General features: G+C 70.2%; 19 protein-coding genes and 1 pseudogene. 13 read left to right on the top strand and 7 right to left on the bottom strand.

From position 1 onward, the window contains the following. Positions 1 to 220: 220 nt before the first annotated feature. Positions 221 to 1,300, top strand: a complete 1,080-nt coding sequence (locus OU415_RS09035) for an alkene reductase (RefSeq protein ID WP_270948156.1) — start codon at positions 221 to 223, stop codon at positions 1,298 to 1,300. 109 nt (positions 1,301 to 1,409) lie between these two features. On the opposite strand, the gene OU415_RS09030 is transcribed toward OU415_RS09035, so the two are convergent. From OU415_RS09030 to OU415_RS09020, 3 genes are all read right to left on the bottom strand, one after another. Beyond that, positions 1,410 to 3,524 (bottom strand): putative bifunctional diguanylate cyclase/phosphodiesterase, encoded by a 2,115-nt coding sequence (locus OU415_RS09030; RefSeq protein WP_270948155.1) that lies wholly within the window; start codon positions 3,522 to 3,524, stop codon positions 1,410 to 1,412. 185 nt (positions 3,525 to 3,709) lie between these two features. Beyond that, a complete protein-coding gene (locus OU415_RS09025; RefSeq protein WP_270948154.1) occupies positions 3,710 to 3,946 on the bottom strand; it encodes a hypothetical protein in 237 nt (78 codons plus the stop codon). A 230-nt stretch (positions 3,947 to 4,176) separates the two neighbouring features. Beyond that, the gene (locus tag OU415_RS09020; RefSeq protein ID WP_270948153.1) at positions 4,177 to 5,217 is read right to left on the bottom strand and encodes a LacI family DNA-binding transcriptional regulator; all 1,041 of its coding nucleotides are present in this window, start codon (positions 5,215 to 5,217) and stop codon (positions 4,177 to 4,179) included. A 174-nt stretch (positions 5,218 to 5,391) separates the two neighbouring features. Here OU415_RS09020 and OU415_RS09015 point away from each other — a divergent pair, with 174 nt between their 5' ends. The 10 genes from OU415_RS09015 to OU415_RS08970 all read left to right on the top strand — a co-directional run bounded on the left by OU415_RS09015 (position 5,392) and on the right by OU415_RS08970 (position 16,244). Then, positions 5,392 to 6,570, top strand: a complete 1,179-nt coding sequence (locus OU415_RS09015) for an amino acid ABC transporter substrate-binding protein (protein ID WP_270948152.1) — start codon at positions 5,392 to 5,394, stop codon at positions 6,568 to 6,570. A gap of 7 nt (positions 6,571 to 6,577) precedes the next feature. Beyond that, positions 6,578 to 7,462, top strand: a complete 885-nt coding sequence (locus OU415_RS09010) for a branched-chain amino acid ABC transporter permease (RefSeq protein WP_270948151.1) — start codon at positions 6,578 to 6,580, stop codon at positions 7,460 to 7,462. After that, the gene (locus OU415_RS09005; protein WP_270948150.1) at positions 7,446 to 8,498 is read left to right on the top strand and encodes a branched-chain amino acid ABC transporter permease; all 1,053 of its coding nucleotides are present in this window, start codon (positions 7,446 to 7,448) and stop codon (positions 8,496 to 8,498) included. Before OU415_RS09010 ends, OU415_RS09005 begins: the two co-directional genes overlap by 17 nt. After that, entirely contained in the window at positions 8,495 to 9,229 is a 735-nt protein-coding gene (locus OU415_RS09000; protein WP_270948149.1) for an ABC transporter ATP-binding protein, read from the top strand. Before OU415_RS09005 ends, OU415_RS09000 begins: the two co-directional genes overlap by 4 nt. Continuing rightward, complete coding sequence (locus OU415_RS08995) at positions 9,219 to 10,004, top strand: ABC transporter ATP-binding protein (RefSeq protein WP_270948148.1); 786 nt, start codon at positions 9,219 to 9,221, stop codon at positions 10,002 to 10,004. Before OU415_RS09000 ends, OU415_RS08995 begins: the two co-directional genes overlap by 11 nt. Next, positions 10,001 to 11,155 (top strand): Gfo/Idh/MocA family protein, encoded by a 1,155-nt coding sequence (locus tag OU415_RS08990; RefSeq protein WP_270948147.1) that lies wholly within the window; start codon positions 10,001 to 10,003, stop codon positions 11,153 to 11,155. The genes OU415_RS08995 and OU415_RS08990 overlap by 4 nt, the downstream gene beginning before the upstream one ends. After that, complete coding sequence (locus OU415_RS08985; RefSeq protein WP_270948146.1) at positions 11,152 to 12,309, top strand: dihydrodipicolinate synthase family protein; 1,158 nt, start codon at positions 11,152 to 11,154, stop codon at positions 12,307 to 12,309. Before OU415_RS08990 ends, OU415_RS08985 begins: the two co-directional genes overlap by 4 nt. Then, positions 12,306 to 13,181 carry a sugar phosphate isomerase/epimerase family protein gene (locus tag OU415_RS08980; RefSeq protein ID WP_270948145.1) on the top strand — a complete coding sequence of 292 codons (876 nt, stop codon included), beginning with the start codon at positions 12,306 to 12,308 and terminating at the stop codon, positions 13,179 to 13,181. Before OU415_RS08985 ends, OU415_RS08980 begins: the two co-directional genes overlap by 4 nt. Before the next feature lie 15 nt (positions 13,182 to 13,196). Continuing rightward, positions 13,197 to 13,868, top strand: coding sequence for a hypothetical protein (locus OU415_RS08975; protein ID WP_270948144.1), 672 nt, complete (start codon positions 13,197 to 13,199; stop codon positions 13,866 to 13,868). Between the two features lie 75 nt (positions 13,869 to 13,943). Beyond that, a complete protein-coding gene (locus OU415_RS08970; protein ID WP_270948143.1) occupies positions 13,944 to 16,244 on the top strand; it encodes a PQQ-dependent sugar dehydrogenase in 2,301 nt (766 codons plus the stop codon). Positions 16,245 to 16,308: 64 nt separating this feature from the next. Here the strand turns inward: OU415_RS08970 and OU415_RS08965 are convergent. Further along, positions 16,309 to 17,064: pseudogene (locus OU415_RS08965) on the bottom strand (serine hydrolase); the annotation flags it as partial. Positions 17,065 to 17,101: 37 nt separating this feature from the next. Further along, positions 17,102 to 17,482, bottom strand: coding sequence for a serine hydrolase domain-containing protein (locus tag OU415_RS08960; RefSeq protein ID WP_270948142.1), 381 nt, complete (start codon positions 17,480 to 17,482; stop codon positions 17,102 to 17,104). Between the two features lie 92 nt (positions 17,483 to 17,574). Here OU415_RS08960 and OU415_RS08955 point away from each other — a divergent pair, with 92 nt between their 5' ends. Next, positions 17,575 to 18,030, top strand: a complete 456-nt coding sequence (locus tag OU415_RS08955) for a MarR family winged helix-turn-helix transcriptional regulator (RefSeq protein ID WP_270948141.1) — start codon at positions 17,575 to 17,577, stop codon at positions 18,028 to 18,030. 87 nt (positions 18,031 to 18,117) lie between these two features. Here OU415_RS08955 and OU415_RS08950 read toward each other — a convergent pair whose 3' ends face one another. Together OU415_RS08950 and OU415_RS08945 are read right to left on the bottom strand one after the other, a co-directional pair. After that, positions 18,118 to 19,449 (bottom strand): NAD(P)H-dependent oxidoreductase, encoded by a 1,332-nt coding sequence (locus tag OU415_RS08950; RefSeq protein ID WP_270948140.1) that lies wholly within the window; start codon positions 19,447 to 19,449, stop codon positions 18,118 to 18,120. Between the two features lie 93 nt (positions 19,450 to 19,542). Then, positions 19,543 to 20,337 (bottom strand): SDR family NAD(P)-dependent oxidoreductase, encoded by a 795-nt coding sequence (locus OU415_RS08945; protein WP_270948139.1) that lies wholly within the window; start codon positions 20,335 to 20,337, stop codon positions 19,543 to 19,545. Positions 20,338 to 20,610: 273 nt separating this feature from the next. On the opposite strand from OU415_RS08945, the gene OU415_RS08940 reads away from it, so the two are divergent. After that, positions 20,611 to 21,810 carry a PucR family transcriptional regulator gene (locus OU415_RS08940; protein ID WP_270948138.1) on the top strand — a complete coding sequence of 400 codons (1,200 nt, stop codon included), beginning with the start codon at positions 20,611 to 20,613 and terminating at the stop codon, positions 21,808 to 21,810. The last annotated feature ends 76 nt before the right edge of the window (positions 21,811 to 21,886 follow it).

Here is a 21,886-nt window from a genome sequence, read left to right as displayed (position 1 = left end):
CCGGCGCTCCTCGTGGGAAAAGTCACCGCTGGACGAAGTTTTCGCAGGGCAGGGCGCCGACCAGCTTCGCTTCGGTCAGGGCTCGGGAATTCTCCCCCGTTCCCGTTCGTCGACTGGTGGAGGATCACGTCCGCCCGGCTGAATCCGAAACAACGTCCCCGGTCGATGCCGCACGTGCGGCGGCACGCAGTCGACATGCCCCGAAGAGGAAAGGCACTACATGCGCCTGTTCGAGCAGTACCAGCTCGGCCCCACCACGCTGGCCAACCGCGTTCTGATGGCCCCGATGACCCGCGCCCGGTCCTTCGAGACCGTGGCCACCGAGCTGAACGCGCGCTACTACGCGCAGCGCGCGAGCGCCGGGCTGATCATCGGCGAGGCCACCCAGGTCAGCGAGCTCGGCGCGGGCTACCCGTACACGCCCGGCATCTACACCGACGAGCAGCGGGACGGCTGGCGCCTGGTCACCGACGCAGTCCACGAAGCCGGTGGGCGCATCTTCGCGCAGCTGTGGCACGTGGGACGCTCCGGCCACCCCTCGGTCCACGGGCAGACCCCGGTCGCGCCGTCCGCCATCGCGCCGGACCTGGACATCTTCACCCCCGACGGGCCGCAGCCGATCCCGACCCCGCGGGCGCTGGAGACCGACGAGATCCCCGGCATCGTCGAGGAATTCCGCCACGCGGCGCGGCAAGCCCGCGCGGCCGGTTTCGACGGCGTCGAGATCCACGGCGCGAACGGCTACCTGATCGACCAGTTCCTGCAGACCGGGACCAACAAGCGCACCGACGCCTACGGCGGATCGGTGACCAACCGGGTTCGCCTGCTGCGGGAGATCACCGAAGCGGTCATCGAGGCGTGGGACGCCGAGCACGTCGGCGTGCGCCTGTCCCCCGGCGGCACCTTCGGCGACATGCACGACGACGACCCGGCCGAGACGTTCCACCACGCGATCAAGGCGCTCGACGAGTACGGGCTGGCCTACCTGCACGTCGTCGAGACGTCCCAGACGACGCCGCCGCAGGGGCTCATCCACGTCGGCGGACCGACGGCGCTGGCCCGCTCGGCGTACTCGGGCACCATCATCACCAACGGCGACTTCGACCGGGACAGCGCGGAGGAGATCCTGGCCTCCGGCAACGCCGACCTGGTCGCCTTCGGCCGCCCCTTCATCTCCAACCCCGACCTGCCGGAGCGCTTCCGCACCGGGGCGGAGCTGGCCGAAGGCGACCACGCCACCTTCTACGGTGGCGGCGAAGCCGGCTACATCGACTACCCTGCCCTCGCCGACCGCGCCTGATCCGTCCGCGAGCACGTGGCGCCGCCCCTGGTCAGGAGCGGCGCCACGTGGCGTTCCGACGCCCGGTCGGGGTGCGGGGGCGCACCGGCGATCGCGGACCGGCGGAGTCCTACTCCGGTTCCCGGGTGGGTGGTTCTTCGAGGAAGGCGCGGAGCTGGTCGGCCGGGAGCGGGCGGGAGAACAGCCAACCTTGGTAGAAGTCGATTCCGAGATCGCTGAGGACCTGGAACTGGCCGACGTTCTCGACACCTTCGGCGACGCAGCTGCGTCCCATCGCGTGCCCCATGCCGGTCATCGCCTTGGCGATGGCGACGTCGGCCGGGTCGGTCTCCACACCGGAGACGAATTGGCGGTCCAGTTTGATGATCTGCGTGGGGAGGTCTTTGAGGCGGGCCAGCGAGGAGTAGCCGGTGCCGAAGTCGTCCAGGGCGAAGCGCACGCCGCGTTCGGCGAGCTCGACCATCGCATCGCGGGGGCGCGCGGGCAGGTCGATCAAGGACGTTTCCACGATTTCCAGCACCACGCGGTGCGAGTCTATGCCGCTCTCGGTGATGATCTCGATGATCTCGTCGGCGAATTCCGGGTCGTGCGGCAGCAGATCGACCAGGTTGACGGCGACGGCCACCGGGCGTCCATTGTGGATGGGCCAGTCGGCTGCCTCGCGCAAGGCGGTGCGCAGCACCCACCGGTCCAGTCGGCGCAGCAGGTTGCCTTGCTCCGCCACGCGCAGGATCACCTCCGGTGAGAGCAGGCCGCGGTCGGGATGCGGCCAGCGCACCAACGCCTCGGCCATCACGACGGAACGATCGCCGGCCATGACCGGCTGGTAGTGCAGGACGAGGGAGTCGGCCTCCATCGCTGAGCGCAGTTGCTCTTCGAGGCCCAGTTGCTCCTCCACCACGGCGATCATGGTGGGGGTGGCCAACGACACCCGCCCGGGCCCCCGGCTCTTCGCGTGGAACATCGCCGCGTTGGCGTAGCGCAGCAGATCCGCGCCGACGGTGTCCCGGTCGAGCGTCGCGGCCCCGATCGAGGCCGATACGGCGACGGGGTACCCGCGCACGGGCACGCTCGTGCGCAGCAGCTCCGCCACCCAGATCGTGAAGGCCTCCAGGCCCCCCACGGCGTCGACGTCCGAGCAGATGATCAAGTACTTGTCGCCGGAAAGCCTGGCCGGCGTGCAGCCGGACGGCAGTCCGTCCACGAGTCGCCGCGCCAACGCCGTGAGCAGTTCGTCGCCGGCCTCGTGGCCCAGTGCGTCGTTGACGCGCTTGAAGTTGTCGATGTCGCAGAACAGCACGGCGACCTGTTCTGCCCCCCGGTGCAGCAAGCTGTCGAGCAGCTCGTTGAGGCCCGTGCGGTTGAGCAAGCCGGTCAGATCGTCGTGGGTGGCCTGGTAGCGCAACGCCTCGGTCTGCCGCAGCCGCTCGGTGATGTCCTGGAACACCACCAGCCAGAACTTGCTCCCGTCGTCCGCCACCGATGCCGCGCTGTGCACGTCGCAGTGCACGGGCCGGCCATCCGAACGCACCAGCACCCGCTGGTGCACCCGCGACTGGTTCAGCGGTGCATCCAGTGCCGCGGCGTCCACGAACAGGCTTGCGCCCCGGTCGTCCCGGTGCAGCAGGCCCGCGGCGGGCATGTTGTTCAGATCCGCGAGCCGGTAGCCCAGCAGGCCGCACAGCGCCTCGTTGGCATCCAGCACGCGCTCGGACGCGTCGAACAGGGCGATACCGGCCGGGGTCAGGTCGAACAGGTCGGTGAACCGCCGGCTGGACCGCTGCTGCCGGGCACCGGCTTCGGTCTCATCACGGGTGACCTGGACGAAGCCCCGCACGCCACCCTCGACCGACCGCTGCGCGATGGTCACCACGTGGGCCCAGAAGCGGGTGCCATCCCGGCGCAGGAGCCAGCCCTCGTCCACGTGGCTGCCGAACTCGGCGGCCTGGGCCAGCTGCCACTCCGCGTTGTCGGCAGCACCCGGTTGCGCCGGGGAGAGCACCGAGAAGTGCCTCCCGATGATCTCGGCACTGCGATAGCCCATGATGCGTTCTGCGCCGTCGCCCCAGCCCTCCACCCGGCCGGCCACGTCGAGCGCGAAGATCGCGTACTCCTGCAAGCCCGCGGCCAGCAGCCCGAGGCGCGCCTCAGCCTTCGACTGCAGCCGCGCGATCCCGCCGTGCCCACCCCGGGTCACGAACTCGGCATCACGTTCCTCGACCATCTCGCCCCGATGCGTCCGACTCCCCGCCCTGATTTTCGCACCGCCGCAGCCGGACCACGACCACAACCAGCCGTCGAACAGCACCCGGGTCGGCCCGTCGAGCTCAGGCCTGGAGTCGCCGACGACCCCCACCTCGCCGGAATCGCCGGGGAGCACTTCCCGCCCCGCGAGCCGGTACGTGACAACTACTCATCAGCCACGCGCTCCCACGGAGCAACGTCCGGGGGAAGGATGGACATCAGCCACCGAATGTCCCCGTGCGCTTCTTCCTCCGTGTCGAAACCGATGCGCGCGTGCTGTTCGCCGTGGGTGAGGTAGGTGACCAGCCACTTGCCCGCGGCGTGCTCCAAGACGATCTCGAAGCAGCCGTCCTCGTGCCAGTGACCGCGCCCCGCGCACCACCGGCCAACGACCTCGCTCATCGACTGCTCATCTCCCCGTGCGGCCACGTTGCCAGCAGCTCCGATCTTGGGGAGCGCTGCGGCCGCGCCCAACCACAAGCATGCCGCTGTTCGAACATCCGAACAGAGGCTTCCGACTCAGAGCGCGCGATGTCGGCCCGCGACCGGCTTCGGGCCGTAGTACTCCGTCGAGCCGTGCTCGTCCAGCAGCCGTTGGTTGCTCGCCGCAACCGGCACAGCCCCGGCGGGAGTCACCGCTTGCGGCGCGGGGGTGGGGCGGTGGACTCGCGCACCACCAGGGAGTGCGCCGTGGTGCGGCGGCGGGGGCGGGCCGACGGGTCCTTCAAGGCGAGGCGCAACGCCTGCTCCCCCATTTCCGCCATCGGCAACCGGACCGTCGTCAGCGCAGGCGACAGGTGCTCCGCGACTGCCACGTCGTCGAAGCCCGCCACCGAGATGTCCTCCGGCACAGCCTTTCCGCGCGCTCGCAGGGCCGCGAGGACGCCGATCGCCATGTCGTCGTTGAGCGCGATCACCGCGGTCACGTCGGGGTGCTCGTCGAGGACGCGCCGCATGCCCGTCGTGCCGCCGTCGCGGGTGAACGCTTCCTCGACGACGGGAACGTCCTCAATCGACAGTCCGGCCGCTTCCAGTGCCTGCGCGGCGCCCGCGAGGCGATCGGCCACTGTGGTCAGCGTCCGGGGGCCGGAGACGAAAGCGATCCGCCGGTGCCCCAGGGACAGCACGTGCTCGGTGATCGACCGGCCGCCCGCGGTGTTGTCCGGCAGGACCGCGTCGGTGCCGAGGTGGTGGCGTCCGATCACCGCGACGCGGCCGCCGGTCTCCTGGAAGGCCTGGAGGTCCTGCTTCACCGGCGCCTGCTTCCGCGCGTCCACGAAACCCGAACCGGCGATGATGATCGCCCGGACCCGGTTGGCGATCAGCGTGCGGACCTGGACGAGCTCGTTCTCCGGGTCGCGCCCGGTGTGGCAGATCTGCACGGTCAGGCCCTGCTGCGCACCGACGCGCAGCACTCCGCTGGCGATCTCGGTGAAGTAGGGGTCGCCGATCTCGTGCACGAGCAGTCCGACGCTGGTGCTCGCGCCACCGGCCAGCGTGCGGGCGTGCACGTTGGCGACGTAGCCCATCTGCGCGGCGACTTCGCGCACCCGCTCGGCGATGGCGTCGCTGACGCCCGCTGACCCGGACAACGCCCGCGACGCCGCCGCGATCGACACCCCTGCCCGCTCGGCGACGTCGATGAGCCTGAGCCTCGCGCGTTGCTGCGGCATCCGTGCCCCCTTCCGCTCCGGTCCGCCCCGCGGACCGCGAACCATGATCCGTGACCCTTGCCACTTCGCCCGATGGTTCCTATTCTGCCGTAAGCGCTTACGTAAGCGCTTGCGGATGCCCCCAACGACGGGTGGACCATGAAAATTTCACAACGTCTTCGACTAGGTGTACTCGTGACCAGCGCGAGCCTCGCGCTGACCGGCTGCCTCAGCTCGGGCGCCGGAGGCAACGACGACAGCATCCAGATCGGCATCTCCCTGCCCCTCACCGGCGACTTCTCCGAACCCGGCAAGGGCGTCCGCCGCGGCTACGAAGCGTGGGCCGACTACGTCAACGCCCGCGGCGGGTTGCTGGGCCGCAAGGTCGAGCTGACCGTCCTCGACGACCAGTCCAACGCCGACCGCGTCGCGGCCGACTACGAGAAGCTGATCAACCAGGACGGCGCCGACCTGGTCTTCGGACCGTTCTCCACCCGCCTGGTGGTCCCGGCCGCGCAGGTCGCCAAGGACTACGGCTTCCTGTTCGTCGAACCGGCAGGCGCCGCCGAGGAAGTGTTCGACCAGGGCTTCGACAACCTCTTCTACGCCGCGCCAGCGGTCGCCGAGGACCACTACAACCACCTGGCCGAGGCCGTCCTGGCGATGCCCGCCGACCAGCGCCCGAAAACCGCCGCGTACGCCGCGATGGACGACCCGTTCGCCCAGGGCACCGCCTACGGGTTGAAGGGCAAGCTCGAAGCGGCCGGGATCCGCACGGTGGTCGACGAGGTCTACCCGCCCAACACCACGGATTTCGGTTCCATCGCGGCCAAGATCGCCGATTCGCGGGCCGACCTCGTCGTCGGCGGGACGCAGTACCAGGACGCGGTCAACCTCATCCTGGCGCTGCGCCAACTCGGCTACCAGCCGTCGATGGCGGCCTTCTCCACCGCGCCGACCAACCCGGAGTTCGCCAAGGCCATCGGCGAGCAGACCGAGGGAATCCTCTCCCCCACCGGCTACACGCCGGACGCGAACTTCCCGTCCAACAAGGAATTCGTCGAGCACTACACGAAGATGTTCAACTCCCCGCCCAGCGAGGACGAGGCCAACGCGTGGACCACCGGGCAGGTCGTGGCAGCCGCCGTGCAAGCCGTCGGCTGCGCCGATCCGGACCCCGACTGCCAGCGCAGGCTCATCGACTGGCTGCACCGGAACGAGGTGGACACCGTGGTCGGCAAGCTCAGCTGGGACGCCACCGGGAAACCGCGCGGCGCGCACCTGATCCAGCAGTACGTCGGCGGCCGGATCCGCATCGTGCTCCCGGCGGAGACCAAGGAAGCCGACCTGGTCCACCCCAAGCCGGCGTGGTGATGCCGAGATGACCGGATCGCTTCTGCTGCAGAGCCTGGTGCTCGGTGTGCTGCTCGGCGGGCTCTACGCCCTGCTCGCCGCGGGCCTGACGCTGTACTTCGGCGTGATGCGCGTGGTGATGCTGGCGCACTCCGCCTTCCTGATCCTGGCGGCGTACCTGGCCTGGTTCTTCAACCTCCAGACCGGATTGGACCCGCTGCTGTCGCTGGTGGTGACCGTCCCGCTGTTCTTCGCGGTCGGCGTGGCCATGCAGCGGTTGCTGATCTCGCGGCTGCGCCCGGCGACGCTGACCATGATGTCGGTGCTGCTGACGTTCGCCATCGCGCTGGTGATCGAGGGCGCGCTCGGGCTTCTCTTCAGCGGTACCCACCGGCGCATCCAGCTGCCCTACTCCGGCGCGGACATCCAGTTCTTCGGGGCCAGCATCCCGGTGGTGAAGCTGATCGCGTTCGGCCTCGCCGCGGTGTCGCTGGCCGGGCTCTCCGTGCTGCTGAAGAAGACCCGGTTCGGCCAGGCGCTGCGCGCGACGATCCAGCACCGGGAGGCCGCGCAGCTGGTCGGCATCAACACCGGCCGGATCGCCGGCTACGGGTTCGGGTTGGGCCTGGCCACCGCGGCGATCGGCGGAACCGCGCTGGCCCTGGACTCCACGATCTACCCGTCGCTGCACTGGCACTGGATCGGACCGCTGATGGCGATCATCGTGGTGGGCGGGCTGGGCAGCGTCCCCGGTGCGGCGATCGCCGCCGTGGTGCTGGGGCTCGGCCAGAGCCTGCTCCAGCTGCCGCTCGGAACCACTTGGGCGCAAACGGTTTTCTACATCGCGCTGTTCGCCACCCTGCTGCTGCACCCCCAGGGATTCTTCGGAGGCCGCCTTGCGCAGCGTTTCTGACCCCGCCCGCGCCGCGAAGCTCGTCGGCCTACTCCTGCTGGCCGCGCTGGTGCTCGCCTTCCCCGCGCTGGCACCGGATCCGTTCATCCTGTCGGTCGGCGTGGTGATCATAAGCTACGCCGTGCTGGCCACGTCGTGGAACTTCGTGGGCGGCTTCACCGGCTACATCTCGCTGGGCCACGCGGCGTACTCCGGGCTCGGCGGCTACGCCACCGCGCTGCTGGTCGTGCACGCGGACCTGAACCCGTGGCTCGCGCTGGTCCTCGGCGCCGTGGTCGTCGCCGTGCTCGCGGTGCCGATCGGTGTCGCGAGCCTCCGGGTGCGCGGTGCGTCGTTCGTCATCGTCTCGATCGCGCTGGTGCTGATCACGCTGCTGGTCTTCCAGAGCTGGGGAGATCTCACCGGTGGTTCCAACGGTTTGCGCGTGCCGCGCCCGTTCGGCCCGGACGTGCTCCGCCCCGAGCAGCACGAGCGGTTCTTCTACCTGCACGCCGCGCTGCTGGCCGTCGCCCTGCTGTGCTGGTGGGTGATCGACCGCTCCCGGTTCGGCTCCGGGTTGAAGGCGATCCGGGAGGACGAGGACAAGGCCGAAGCGCTCGGGGTGCCGACCTTCGCCTACAAGCTCGTCGCGTTCGTGGTCTCGGCGTTGTTCACCGCGTTGGGCGGCGGGCTCTACGCGCTGTGGTTCGGGTTCCTGGACCCGATCTTCCAGTTCTCCGTGCTGACCGGTTCCTACCTGGTGCTGATGAGCCTGCTCGGCGGCGTGCGCAGCCTGTTCGGGCCGGTGCTCGGCGCGGTGATCGTCGGCTACGCCGTGGAGTACTTCAAGGCCCAGTACGGCGACACCCAGCTGCACCTGGTCGCCTTGGGCGTGCTGCTCGCCGCGGTCGTGCTGTTCATGCCCGACGGGATCATCCCGGCGCTGCGCGACCTGCTGCACCGGTTCCGCCCGCGAACGGCGTCGATCCGGGAAGTCAGCCAGGCCGAGCTCGCCGAGCAGCGCCGGACCGGGACCGTCGAGGAGGCGCGCCTGTGAGCACGGGACTGGAAACCACCGGACTGACCAAGTCCTTCGGCGGGGTGCGCGCCGTCGACGGGGCCACCGTCGCCTTCCAGCACGGCAAGGTCAACGCGCTGATCGGCCCCAACGGATCGGGCAAGACCACGTTCTTCAACTGCGTCACCGGGATGATCAAGCCCGATTCCGGCACCGCGAGCTACCGCGGGCGCAACATCACCGGCCGCCCGCCGCACCGGATCGCCCGCGCCGGCATCGGCCGCAGCTTCCAGCTGTGCCGGATCTTCCCCCGGATGACGGCGCTGGAGAACCTGCTGGTCCCGGTCCGCTCCCGAACCCTGCTCGGCCAGCTGGTCTCCGCGCGCCAGCGCACCGACCTGGACCGGGCGCGCGAACTGCTCACCCGCGTGGGCATCGAGCACCTGGCCGACGTCCAGGCCCGCGACCTGTCCTACGGCCAGCAGAAGCTGCTCGAACTCGCCGGGGTGCTGATGGCCGATCCCGAGACGGTCCTGCTCGACGAGCCCGCGGGCGGGGTGAACCCGGCGCTGATCGAGCGGATCGGGGAGCTGGTGCGCGCGCTCAACGCCGAGGGCCGGACCTTCCTGATCGTGGAGCACAACATGGACCTGGTGATGAGCCTGTCCGACCACGTGGTCGTCTTCGACCGCGGGCGGCCGATCGCCGCGGGCACGCCCGACGAGGTCCGCAACGACCCGCGAGTCCTGGAGGCATACCTTGGGATCTGAGCAGCGGGGTTCGAGCGAGCACCTGCTCGAGCTCGTCGACGTCGAGGCCGGCTACGGGCGCGCAGCGCTGGTGCTGCGCGGGCTGACGGTGCGGGTGCCACCGGCCAGCGTGGTCTGCCTAGTGGGACCGAACGGCGCCGGGAAGTCCACGGTGCTCAAGGTCGCCAGCGGCATGCTCGCACCGCGGGCCGGCCGGATCCTGGTGTGCGGCAAGGACGTCACGAACCGCCGACCGCAGCAGATGCTCGAAGCCGGTCTGTCCCACGTGCTCCAGGGCCACAGCGTGTTCAAGGAGATGACGGTCGCGGAGAACGTGCTGCTCGGCGCGTACGCGCTGCGGGACAGGTCCGAGATCGCCGACCGCGCGGCCTTCGTCAAGGAGCTGTTCCCGGTCGTGGCCGAGCGGTGGGACGCGCTGGCCGGGGCGCTTTCCGGCGGGCAGCAGAAGCAGGTGGAGTTCGCCCGGTCCCTGATGGTCAGCCCGAAGGTCGTGCTGCTCGACGAGCCGTCGATGGGCCTGGACCCCAAGGCGACCGAGACCGTGTTCGCCCAGGTGGCGCGGATGCGCGACGCGGGGACGGCGGTGCTGCTGGTGGAGCAGAACGCCCGCCGCGCGCTGGAGGTCGCCGACCTGGGCTGCGTGCTCGACCTCGGCCGGGTGCACATCTCCGGCCCGGCGCCCGACCTGCTCGCCGACCCGCAGCTCGGCGAGCTCTACCTCGGCAGCCGACGCGCCAGCACCGCATCGTCGAAGACAGGGGGCCCGCGACCATGACCGATCGCACCTACCGCATCCTGATGAACGGCGTCACCGGCCGGATGGGCTACCGCCAGCACCTGCTGCGCTCGGTGCTGGCGATCCGCGACGACGGCGGCGTGCCGCTCGCCGACGGCGGCCGCATCCAGGTCGAGCCGGTCCTGGTCGGCCGCAACGCCGAGAAGCTGGCCCGCATCGCCGCTGACCACGACATCGCCGAGTGGAGCACCGATCTCGACGCGCTGCTGGCCGAGGACACCGCGCAGATCTACTTCGACACCCAGGTCACCAGCGAGCGCCGCAAGGCGGTGCTGAAGGCCGTGGCCGCGGGCAAGCACGTCTACACCGAGAAGCCCGTGGCCGAGACCGTGGCCGAAGGCGAGGAACTGGTGAAAGCGGCCGAAGACGCCGGGGTCGTCAACGGCGTCGTGCACGACAAGCTCTTCCTGCCCGGCTTGCAGAAGCTCAAACGGCTGGTGGACGCGGGCTTCTTCGGCCGGATCCTGTCCGTGCGCGGGGAATTCGGCTACTGGGTGTTCGAGGGCGACCTGCTGCCCGCGCAGCGGCCGAGCTGGAACTACCGGTCCGAGGACGGCGGCGGCGTGGTGCTGGACATGTTCTGCCACTGGAACTACGTGCTGGAGAACATCTTCGGCCAGGTCCGCGCGGTCACCGCGAAGGCGGTCACGCACATCCCGCAGCGCTGGGACGAGGACGGGCAGCGCTACGACGCCACCGCCGACGACGCGGCGTACGCGATCTTCGAGCTCGACGACGGGGTCATCGCGCAGATCAACTCGTCGTGGGCGGTGCGGGTGGAGCGCAAGGAACTGCTGGAGTTCCAGGTCGACGGCACGCACGGCTCGGCGGTCGCGGGCCTGTTCGGCTGCCGCATCCAGCCGCGGGTGCGCACCCCGCGGCCGTCGTGGAACCCGGACCTGCCCACCACCGAGGACTTCCGCGGCCAGTGGGACGAGATCCCCGACAACGCGGAGTTCCACAACGGTTTCCGCGCGCAGTGGGAACGCTTCCTGCTGGACGTGCACCACGGCAGGCCGCACCCCTACGACCTGGCGGCCGGGCTGCGCGGACTCCGGCTCGCCGCCGCCGGTCTCGCCTCGTCGGCGGAGGGCCGCCGCATCGAGCTGCCCACCGGCGGCGCGGCATGAGCGCGATCGAGCTGCCCACCGACCAGGGCACCTGGGCGGAGGTCGTGCTGCGCGAACCCAGGCGGTGGGAGGAACATCCGCAGCCGCACGGCTCGCGGGTCGCGTTCGCCGCCGCGCACGTGGTCGCCGACCCGCTCGGCGACAACACGCCGGGGGCGCCCGCGGCAGTGGACTGGGAGTCCACATTGGCCTTCCGCCGGGAGCTGTTCCGCCACGGCCTCGGGGTGGCGGAGGCGATGGACACCGCGCAGCGCAACATGGGCCTGGACTGGCCCGCGGTGCAGGAACTCGTCCGCCGCAGCGCCGAGCAGGCCCGCTCCGCCGGCGCCCGGATCGCCTCCGGCGCGGGCACCGACCACCGGGCCGGGGCCAGCACCCTCGACGACGTCGTCGAGGCCTACCAGGAGCAGGTCGGCTTCGTGGAGTCGACCTGCTCGCAGGTGATCGTGATGGCCTCCCGCCAGCTGGCCGCCATCGCCTGCGGTATCGAGGACTACCGGCGGGTGTACGACGCGGTGCTCGGGCAGGTCGCCGAGCCGGTGATCCTGCACTGGCTCGGCGAGGTCTTCGACCCGCACCTGGCCGGATACTGGGGCTCGACCGACCTGGCCACCGCGACCGAGGCCTTCCTCGACCTCGTCCGCGACCACGCCGCGAAGGTCGACGGCGTGAAGGTGTCCCTGCTGTCGGCCGAGCACGAACGCGGTCTGCGCGCCGCACTACCGGCCGGCGTGCGGCTCTACACCGGCGACGACTTCAACTACCCGGAGCTGATCCGCGGCGACTCGCACCACCACTCGGACGCGCTGCTCGGCGCGTTCGCCGCGATCGCTCCGGCCGCCTCGGCGGCGCTGGCCGCGCTCGACGACGGCGATCTCGCGACCTACGACGCGGAGATGGCGGCGACGCTCCCGCTGTCGCGGCACGTGTTCAGCGCACCCACCTTCTACTACAAGACCGGGATCGCCTTCCTGGCCTGGCTCAACGGCCACCAGCCGGGCTTCACGATGCTCGGCGGGCTGCAGTCCGCGCGCAGCATCGTGCACCTGGCGCGGATCTTCTCACTGGCCAACGACGCGCAACTGCTGGTCGATCCGGAGTTGGCCGCGCACCGGATGCGGTTGTGGCTCGAAGCCGCGGGGGCCGTTGCATGAGCGCACGCGACGTGCCGACGAGCGCACCGGCCCGGGTGCCGACTCCGCAGGCCGGTGACCCGCGGTTGGCCCGGCTCTCGCTGAACCAGCGCACGACCGCCGGCTGGTCGCTGCGCGAAGCGGTGGAGGGCTGCGTGGCCGCCGGGCTCGGCTCCATCGGGGTCTGGCGCGAACCTGTCGCTGAGGTCGGATTGGAGGTCGCCGCGCGGATGGTCCGCGATGCCGGGCTGCGGGTTTCCTCGCTGTGCCGCGGTGGTTTCTTCACCGATGGAAACCCGATCGGCGACAACATCACCGCCCTCGACGAGGCCGCAGCCCTCGGCTGCGACGTGCTGGTGCTCGTGCCCGGCGGGCTGCCCGCAGGCGACCGCGATCTCACCGGTGCTCGGCAGCGCGTGGCCGATGCCGTCGCCGCGCTGGTCCCGCACGCCCGCGAACGCGGCGTGCGGCTCGGCATCGAACCCATGCACCCGATCTACGCTGCCGACCGCGGGGTCATCTCGACCCTCGCCCAGGCCCTGGACATCGCCGAGCAGCACCCGCCGGACGTGGTCGGCGTCGTGGTCGACACCTTCCACGTGTGGTGGGAGCCGGGCGTGCTGGAGCAGATCGCGCGCGCCGGGCCGCGGATCACCAGCTACCAGATCTGCGACTGGATCACCCCGCTGCCCGCGGACGCGCTGCTCAGCCGCGGGATGGTGGGCGACGGCCACATCGACTTCGCCGCGCTCACGCGCGCGGTCTCCGCCGCCGGGTACCGCGGGGACGTCGAGGTCGAGATCTTCAACGCCGACGTCTGGGCCGCCCCCGGCTCCGACGTCGTCGCCACCCTGACCCGCCGGTACGTCGAGTTCGTGGAGCCGCACCTCTAGCCGCCAGGAGTCCACATGAGACGAAGAACAGTGCTCACCGGGTTGGTCGCCGGACTGTGCGCGACGGCCGTCCCGACCGCCTCCGCCGCACCGGGTTTGGTGGTGGTCCGGCCGGCCGCCACGGACCGGGACTGGTCCCCGCTGACGCCAGAGAAGTGGGAGTTCACCGCCGGCCAAATCGTCATGACCGAGCGCGGGGTGCCGCCGGAAGGCCCGCGCCGCCCGTTCGAGTACGCCATCGTCCGAAAAGGACCGGAGTTCGGCTCGCTGAGCCTGACCGGCGAGGTCCGCATCGACGAACCGGTGACCCGCAACGACCGCGACGTCGTGCTGATCTTCAACTACCGGTCCCCCACCCGCTTCTACTACGCGCACCTGTCGCAGGACAACACGATCTACCCGCACAACGGGATCTTCGTCGTCGACGACGCAGACCGGGTCCGCATCGACGACCAGTGGGACGGCACCACCGGTGCACCGCCCGCCATCGACGACACCGACTGGCACGACGTCCGCCTCGACTACCGCGCCGCGACGGGTGAGATCGCGGTGCACGTGGACGGCGCCGACGAGCCGCTGATGACCGCGACCGACAAGACCTTCTCCGGTGGCCGCGTCGGTTTCGGCTCGTTCGACAACTACGGGCGCGTTCGCGACGTCACCATCATCGGCGCTCCCGCTTCCTGATCCGCAGTCCGCCGCTTCCCGGATGCGGTCTGCGATGCACCACCGACCCACAACGGCGAGGGATGGAGCCCTACCATGCGCGTGCGCAGATCCTGGTGCGCCGCGATCACCGCAGTGGTGGCCGCAGCGACCCTGTTAGCCCCACCGGCGGCCGGTGCCGCCGACGAACCGATCATCGATCCGATCCCGGAAGAGCCGCAGCAGTCCCCACTCGGCTTGGTGCTCCAGGAAGTCGCGCAGCTACCCGCGACCGAGGCGACACCACCGGCGACCGACCCCCGGTTGATCCGGCACAACCGGATCAACTACGTCGGCGAGGTTCCGGACGGCTCCGGGCGGATGTTCGTGCCCGACCTCAACGGCCCGCTTTACCTTCTCGACGGCGGCCAGCAGCACGTGTACCTCGACTTCAAGGCGCGTTTCGAGCACTTCTTCTCCGGACGCGGGATGGGCAGCGGCTTCGGCTTCGTCGCCTTCCACCCCGATTTCGCGCGCAACGGCAAGTTCTACACGGTGCACAGCGAGGACGAGGCGGCCATCGACTCCGAGGAGCCGACCTACCCGAACCAGCCGGACGCGTTCGTGCAGAGCGTGGTGACCGAGTGGACCGCCGACGATCCGGCCGCCGACGTCTTCTCCGGCTCCCAGCGGGAGATCTTCCGCTTCGGTTTCAGCACCCAGATCCACGCGATCCAGCAGATCGACTTCAACCCCACCGCCGAGCCGGGCGACCCCGACTACGGCCTGCTGTACCTGGGGATCGGTGACGGCGGCATCGGCCTGGACTCCGACGTGCCCCAGGACATGACCACCCCGGCGGGCAAGATCCTGCGGATCGATCCGGCGGGCACGAACGGACCCGACGGCCAGTACGGCATCCCGGCGTCGAACCCGTTCGTCGGGAAGCCCGGCGCGCTGGGCGAGATCTACGCCGTCGGCATGCGCGACCCGCACCGGTTCAGCTGGGACCCCGAGGGGCAGCACGCGATGTACCTGGGCCACATCGGCCAGCACGCGATCGAAGCGGTGTACGAGGTCCGCGCCGGGGACAACTTCGGGTGGAGCGAGCGCGAGGGCGCCTTCACCTTCCGCCCGGAGAACCAGTGCTACCTGTACCCGCTGCCCGCCGACGACGAGAAGTACGGCTACGTCTACCCGGTCGCCGCCTACGACCACGATCCGCCGCAGGGCTGGCCGTGCAACTCCGACAGCGGCCACGCGATCTCCGGCGGCCAGGTGTACCGGGGAGCGCAGTTCCCGGTGCTGCGGGGCAAGTACGTCTTCGGCGACCTGGTGGACGGCCGCGTGTTCTACACCGACGTCAACCGGATGAAGCGCGGCGCGGAGCGCGCTCCCCTGCACGAGTTGCAGCTGTTCGACACCGCGGGCAAGCAGCTGCGGATGACGGACTTCGCCGGGGACGGCCGGGTGGACCTGCGCTTCGGCACCGATTCGCGGCGCGACCTGTACCTGCTCGCCAAGGCCAACGGCAAGATCTGGAAGGTGGTCGGCACGCGGATGGCCCCCGGCTCGGAGGTCACCCCGCAGGTGCAGCGGAACCTGGTCGCCCACTACGACTTCGAGCGCCCCTTCGCCGCCGACGATTCCCGCGAGCTCGACCGCGGCTCGTCCCGCACCCTGCTGAGCCTGCTGGGCGGCGGCGAGGACATGCGGGTGGCCGACGGCGCGTTCCCCGGCAGCAACAACGCCCTCCAGACCCAGCAGGTCAACCCCGAAGTGGCGGGCAACGACGACTGGAAGGCCGGTGTCTGGGACGGCAACGGGGTGTCGTCGCTCAGCGCGTTCAACGGCACCGAGGGCGCGACCGTGATGGGCTGGTTCAAGATGACCGGCGAGAACCCCGGCCCCAACTCGGGCTCACCGGACCCGGGCGATCGGTACAACGCCGTCGGTCTCGCCGGGATCCTCAGCGGCAACTCCGACGGCCACGACGTCCGGGCGCTGCTGGAGCTGATCCAGGTCGACGGTGAGCTGCGGCTGGTGGGGCTGGGCCGCCGCATCGACGGCGGCAGCTCCCAGACGTTCGCCGCCCAGCAGGACTGGCGCGAGCTCCTCCCGCCCGGCGAGTGGGTGCACCTGGCGGCGACGTTCGACTACACGACGGGCGAGATCGCCCTCTACCGCAACGGCCAGCCGCTCCCGGGCTTCTACACCGTCCCGGGCGATCCGTGGCAGCTCGACGGGACGGGAACGACGGGGACGAACCCGCGGGGGATCAAGATCGGCGGCAGCTTCCCGCAGAACACGGCGGAGCGGAACCCGTGCAACTGCCGGATGGACTCGCTGATGTTCCTGGACGCGGCGGCCGAACCGGACGCGGTGGCCGACCAGTACCGCCGCTTCTTCCAACGGTGAAACCCGACGCGGGGCGCGGCCATCCGCGCCCCGCGTCGCAACGACACGTCCGACCGCCGGATGCTCATACGCCCGCCCCGACCTCGCCCGGCGCCGCCACCGCAGGCGCCAGGCCGGTGATCGCCTCGATGAGGGACTGGTTCTCGGAGGCGCGTCCGCCGCCGCCGAACGAGAACTTGCGGCGGGTGTAGCTGTAGGCGATACCGGTTGCGGGATCGGCGAACGCCTGGGCTCCGACGGCTCCGCTGTGGCCGAACGCGCGAGAGCTGAGCGTCGGGTAGCGGGATGCTTGAGCTTCGAACCCGAGGAGGAAGTGGTCCCGCTCGCCGGTCACCAGGTCGACACCGGTCGACTGCTTCCGGGTGAACTCCTCGACGGTGCGCGGCAGGAGGAACGCGGGACCGCCGTCGAGGCCGGTGAGCGCTGCGGCGTACATGCGGGCGACACCTCGTGCCGTGCCAACGCTTCCCGAGGAGGCGGGCCCGCGCTGGTGGACCACTCGGCTGTTGCCGAACGTCACCAGGTCGGTCGGAGCAGGGGCGTTGAGGTTGAACGCGATCCCGGTGTACGAGTCCGGCGACGGCAACGCCTGGGCGGCTTGCTCTTCCGGCAGCAACGGCAGCGCGGGCAGGAACCTGTTCTCCTCCGCGCTGGGGAGCCCCAGGTAGAAGTCGAGTCCGCGGGGTCGCCGGATGCGTTCGTCGAAGACCTCCTGCAGCGACCGACCCGTCACCTGGCGCACGACCTCGCCGATCAGCGCACCGATCACGAACGCGTGGTAGCCGTAGCCGCTCCCCGGTGTCCACAGCGGTTCCTGGGCCGCGAGCCGCGCGGCGAGCTGGCGGTCGTCGGAGAGCTCATCCTCGCTGAACCCCCCCGGCGACGCCGAGGAGACCGGCTTGGTGGGAGGCGAGCTGGCGCACGGTGATCCCGGACTTGCCGGCCGTCGCGAACTCGGCCCAGTACTCGGCGACGGGGCGGTCGAGGTCGATGGCGCCCTCCTGCACCAGGAGGGCGAGCACCAGGAATGCGGCGCCCTTCCCGGTGGAGTACAGGGCGAGGAGCGAGTCACCGGTCGATTCGCCGCCGGTCCACAGATCCACCACCGGCACGCCCTGGTGGTACACCGCGAGTTGAGCTTCCAGCCCGGGCTCACACGCGGCGATGTCGGCGAAGGCGGCTCGGACCGGCTCGAAAGCCGGAGTCGTGGAACCGTGGACCTGCGGCGTGGCAGTCATGATCATCCGCTCTTCCCGTGCGCCCACTCGTCGGACGCCGCGACCGCACGTTATGGTAAGCAAAGGTGATCGTCAAGAAAGGTGACTATTCCATGGGCGAGGCGCGCCGGAGCGAGAAGAAGGACCAGGATCCCGACATCGGAATCCTCACCGCCAGGCTGCTGCACGGCGTCCAGCGAACCCTGTTCGGCCGCCTCGCCGACGAGGGCTTCGACGACCTCCGCCCCCAGCACGGCGCGGTGCTCGCCTACCTCGACGAAGACGGCAGCCGGGCCGTCGACCTGTCCCGACGCTCGGGCGTGCACAAGCAGGTCGTCAGCAAGCTGCTCGACGAACTGGAGCAACTCGGCTACGTCAACCGGGAACCCGACCCCCGCGACCGGCGCGCGAAGCTGATCGTCCCGACGCCCCGCGGCCTGGCCCAGATGGAGCGCTCCGACGCCATCATGGGAGATCTCGAACGCGACCTGCGAAACGTCCTCGACGCAGAGCGGTTCGACACCTTCAAAGCCGATCTGCTCCGATGCCAAGCCGCGCTCGGAAGGTAACCGTCAAATGCCGAGTTGACCTCTGCACCACTGGTGATTCGTCCACAGTGGAGTCGCCCCCAGGAGCAGGCCGCATCGCAGCTCCGGTCAGCGCTCCTGGAGTTCGCGGCGGAGCTTCACCGCGAGCACCGAGTCATCGAGGTCGGCGTCCGACCAGGTGAGGATCGCGCCAGCAGGTACGTCGTTCAGCAGTTTGCAGCCGTGCGCCAAGCCGATCGGGAGCGCTTCGGCGGCCAGGGAGGCGTGGGCGGGGGCGAGCTTGCCGTAGACCATGAAGCCGCCTTCACCGTCCAGCACCTCGCCGGCCTTCAAGTCGCGCTTGGCGACGGCGACGACGTCGCCGCGGAAGGCGTCGGCGGTGCCGGTGGGCTCGCCGCGCAGCACCGCGGAGGCGATGGAGACCCCCAGTTCGAGGCCGATCATGTGGTACGGGCGGTAGAGCGACCCGTAGCGGCCGGTGGGGTCGGTGCGCACGCCGTACTCGGCGAAGCACTGGACCGCGTAGTCGGTGCGGGCCTCGAAGGTGACGTACACGCCCCAGCGCAGGTCGCGGTCGACCTCCGTCCCGTCGCGGTTGAGGCTGGAGACCACTTCGACCGTGCCGCGCCGGGTCAGCGAACCGCCCAGCTCCTTCGGCCGCAGCGCGGTGGCCAGGTCGTCGGCCCCGACCGGCGGGAAGAGCAGGCCCTCGTCCTGCGGCTGGAGGCCCGTGCCGTTGGCGACGGCGGCCATCTCGATCGCCGACTTGGTCCCGTCGAGGAACGAGTTGAACATCTTGGGGTTGTAGTCGCCGCCGGCCAGCTGCTCGGCGGTGAAGCCGTAGTGGTCCCAGACCGTGTCCGGGGTCGAGCTGCTGTACTCCGGCAGGTACTTGGTGCCCTTGCCTGCCGCGACCACGTCGAAGCCGACGGTGCGGCACCAGTCGATGAGCTCGCAGATCAAGGCGGGCTGGTCGCCGTAGGCCATCGTGTAGACGACGCCGGCCCGGCGGGCGCGTTCGGCGAGCAGCGGTCCGACCAGGCAGTCCGCCTCGACGTTGACCATGACGACGTGGCGACCGGCGTCGATGGCGCGGACGGCGTGGTGGGTGCCGGCGACCGGATCGCCGGTGATCTCGAGAACCACCTCGAGACCGGGCACGTCGATGAGGTCGTCCGCGCTGTCGGAAACGTGCGTACCGCCGGTGCGCAGCGCTTCGTCGAAGGACGTGGCGGCGTACCGCTCGGGCGGCCAACCGGTTCGAGCGAGCGCAGCGCGGGCGCGATCCGGGCTGAGATCGGCGACGCCCACCAGGTGCAGGCCCTCGATGTGCAGTGCCTGGGTGAGGAACATCGAGGAGAACTTCCCGGCCCCGATGACGCCGACCTTGATCGGGCCGGACTTCCGGTTCCGCTCGACCAGCAGACGATGGAGGTTCACGTGATCTCCCCTGGGCATTGCACCGATCGGGCCAACCTACCAACAGGCCGGCGGGAAGCTCAACGCCGCGAATCCGCGCAGGAGTTGGCGGTTTCAGGCGCACCGCATGGAAAGCCCCCCGTCGACGGGGAGGCAAACCCCGTTGACGTAGGCGGATTCGTCGGATGCGAGGAACAGCGCCGCAGAAGCGACGTCCCACGGCGTCCCGACCCGGCCGGTGGGGCTGGCGGCATTCCGCTCGTCGAGCGCGGCTTGCGCATCGGCGGCTCCGGAAATCACCTGCTGCGAGACGAGAGGTGTGTCGATCAGACCCGGGACCACCGCGTTGACCCGGATGCCGTCGGCCGCGTACCGCAGGGCCAGTGCGACGGTGAGCTGGTTGACCGCGGCTTTGGCCGCGCTGTAGCTGGGATAGGGGTAGCCCGTGTCGCGGATGGCCGCGATCGACGAGACGTTGACGACCGCGCCCCGGCCCGCCCCGACCATGCGGGGCAAGACGTGCTTGCAGGTCAGGAACGCTCCGGTCACGTTGACCGAGAAGACGTCCTGCCAGGTCCGCAAGTCGAGGTCGGCGAGGTCGCCGGTGCGCGCGAGCCCGACGTTGTTGTGCAGGACCGATGGTGTGCCGAGTCGTCGTTCGGCGTAGACGACAGCCGCGGCGACCTGCTCTTCGGAAGTGATGTCGGCCTCGATCGCGACAGCGGTCCCCCCTTCGTCGAGGATCGCGCTGGCGGTGCGGTCGGCTTCCCCCGGGTTGATGTCGATCGCGGCAACGGCGGCTCCTTCGCGCGCGAAGGTCAGAGCCGCGGCTTTCCCGTTGCTCATCCCTGCGCCGCTGGAACCGGCACCGAAGACGAGCGCGACCTTTCCGGTCAGTCGGTTGCCCATGATTCGAGTCCCTCGTGCTCTCCTGCGATGAACGGTTCGAAGGCGACAGTGGGGTTCGCCCGCGCGGACCACCTCGGAGAACCGAGTATTGGCACCACAACCGCTCCGCCGACACCGCACGTCGTCGAGACCTTGCCGCGAATCTTCCTTCCGCTGTAGAAAATTCCTAGTCGACGCCCCTTCGAGCGGTGCTCCGGAGCGTGAACTGCCCCGACGACGACGATGACGACATCGGAGAGGAGCAGTGCGGACCACCGGCCGCACGCACTGGACATGAGCGGTAGCGATCTGCAGCGGATGGTCGACGCGCTGGCCGAGGAGATCGGCCGATCGGTCGCGATCAACGATCCTTCGGTCCACCTGAAGTGCGCGAGCAGGCACTTCGGCGACGAGGACGAGGTGCGCGTCCACGCGGTGCTGCAGCGCGAGGGCGGCAGTGCGGCCATCGGGCACATGCTGTCGCAAGGCATCACCGAGTGGACCGGACCGGGCGTCATCCCGGCCCGGGCGGACCTGCACATGCGGGCCCGCCTGTGCAGGCCGATCCGGTGCCGCGGCGAGCTCCTCGGCCTGCTGATGGTGATCGACCCGGAATCGCTCACCGAAGCCGACATCGGCGCCATCGAGGACTCCGCTGCGGCGATGGCGGCGCTGCTGTACCGGGACTTCGTCGCCGAAGACGAGCAGCGCGTCGCGAGGGAAGGGGCTGTGCTGGAACTGCTCTGCGGAACGGCGGAGCGACGAACGGCCGCACAACGGGCGCTGGGCGGGCAGGGCTGGCTTCGCGGTGGACACCACGCGACCGTCAGCGTCGCTGAAGTCGTCGCACCGGGGAAGGAAAAGGCGCAGGTCGAGGTCGCCCTCCGGGTGGCGCTCGAGGCCGTCTCGCGCAACCGCTTCGCCGAATTCGCCCTCGCCGTCGACGGAAACCGCGGCTTCCTGCTGCAGAGCGCACCGGCGCCGAAGGAACACCTGCGGGACCAAGGCGCGATGGTCGCCAAGCAGGTCCGCGATGCCCTCGGTGGGTCGGCGCGCTGCGTCGTCGGGATCGGGACCACCGCTGGCGGTCTGGCCGAAGCGTGGATCTCGCGGGAACAAGCGTCCACAGCGGCCCGCAGCGCACGAACCCTGCCCGATGCGGCCGACGTCGTGTTCTGGGAAGAGCTCGGCGTTTACGCGACGTTGCTGCAGATCCCGGACGACCGGCTCACTCCCCGGCTGCTCCCGGCGGCGCTCAACGAGCTGATCGCGAACGATCCGCACGGGCGGCTGGTCAGGACCCTCGCGGTCTACCTGGACAACGCCGGCTCCGGGCCGGACGCGGCCGCGGCGCTGCACATCCACCGGACCTCGTTGTACTACCGGTTGCACCAGATCGAGCAGATCACCGGGCTCAGCCTGGCCAACGGTGACAACCGCCTGGCCCTGCACCTCGGCGTGCGGATGATGGCGCTGCTCGACGATCCGAGCTGAGCGGTTCGACCTGCGCTTTTCTACAACAGGAGGAAGTCGGTGGGCGAGGCTTCGACACGAGGAGGTCGTGACGTGG

The organism is Saccharopolyspora oryzae (assembly GCF_027853915.1).
GTDB lineage: Bacteria > Actinomycetota > Actinomycetes > Mycobacteriales > Pseudonocardiaceae > Saccharopolyspora > Saccharopolyspora oryzae.
The sequence above is the reverse complement of the archived record's forward strand: the minus strand, read 5'-3'. Positions and strand labels throughout refer to the sequence as shown.

Coding starts and splice junctions, on each gene's coding strand:
- OU415_RS09035 (WP_270948156.1), top strand. CDS start 221: ATGCGCCTGTTCGAGCAGTACCAGCTCGGCCCCACCACGCTGGCCAAC.
- OU415_RS09030 (WP_270948155.1), bottom strand. CDS start 3,524: ATGGTCGAGGAACGTGATGCCGAGTTCGTGACCCGGGGTGGGCACGGC.
- OU415_RS09025 (WP_270948154.1), bottom strand. CDS start 3,946: ATGAGCGAGGTCGTTGGCCGGTGGTGCGCGGGGCGCGGTCACTGGCAC.
- OU415_RS09020 (WP_270948153.1), bottom strand. CDS start 5,217: ATGCCGCAGCAACGCGCGAGGCTCAGGCTCATCGACGTCGCCGAGCGG.
- OU415_RS09010 (WP_270948151.1), top strand. CDS start 6,578: ATGACCGGATCGCTTCTGCTGCAGAGCCTGGTGCTCGGTGTGCTGCTC.
- OU415_RS08990 (WP_270948147.1), top strand. CDS start 10,001: ATGACCGATCGCACCTACCGCATCCTGATGAACGGCGTCACCGGCCGG.
- OU415_RS08985 (WP_270948146.1), top strand. CDS start 11,152: ATGAGCGCGATCGAGCTGCCCACCGACCAGGGCACCTGGGCGGAGGTC.
- OU415_RS08980 (WP_270948145.1), top strand. CDS start 12,306: ATGAGCGCACGCGACGTGCCGACGAGCGCACCGGCCCGGGTGCCGACT.
- OU415_RS08975 (WP_270948144.1), top strand. CDS start 13,197: ATGAGACGAAGAACAGTGCTCACCGGGTTGGTCGCCGGACTGTGCGCG.
- OU415_RS08970 (WP_270948143.1), top strand. CDS start 13,944: ATGCGCGTGCGCAGATCCTGGTGCGCCGCGATCACCGCAGTGGTGGCC.
- OU415_RS08960 (WP_270948142.1), bottom strand. CDS start 17,482: ATGACTGCCACGCCGCAGGTCCACGGTTCCACGACTCCGGCTTTCGAG.
- OU415_RS08955 (WP_270948141.1), top strand. CDS start 17,575: ATGGGCGAGGCGCGCCGGAGCGAGAAGAAGGACCAGGATCCCGACATC.
- OU415_RS08945 (WP_270948139.1), bottom strand. CDS start 20,337: ATGGGCAACCGACTGACCGGAAAGGTCGCGCTCGTCTTCGGTGCCGGT.
- OU415_RS08940 (WP_270948138.1), top strand. CDS start 20,611: ATGAGCGGTAGCGATCTGCAGCGGATGGTCGACGCGCTGGCCGAGGAG.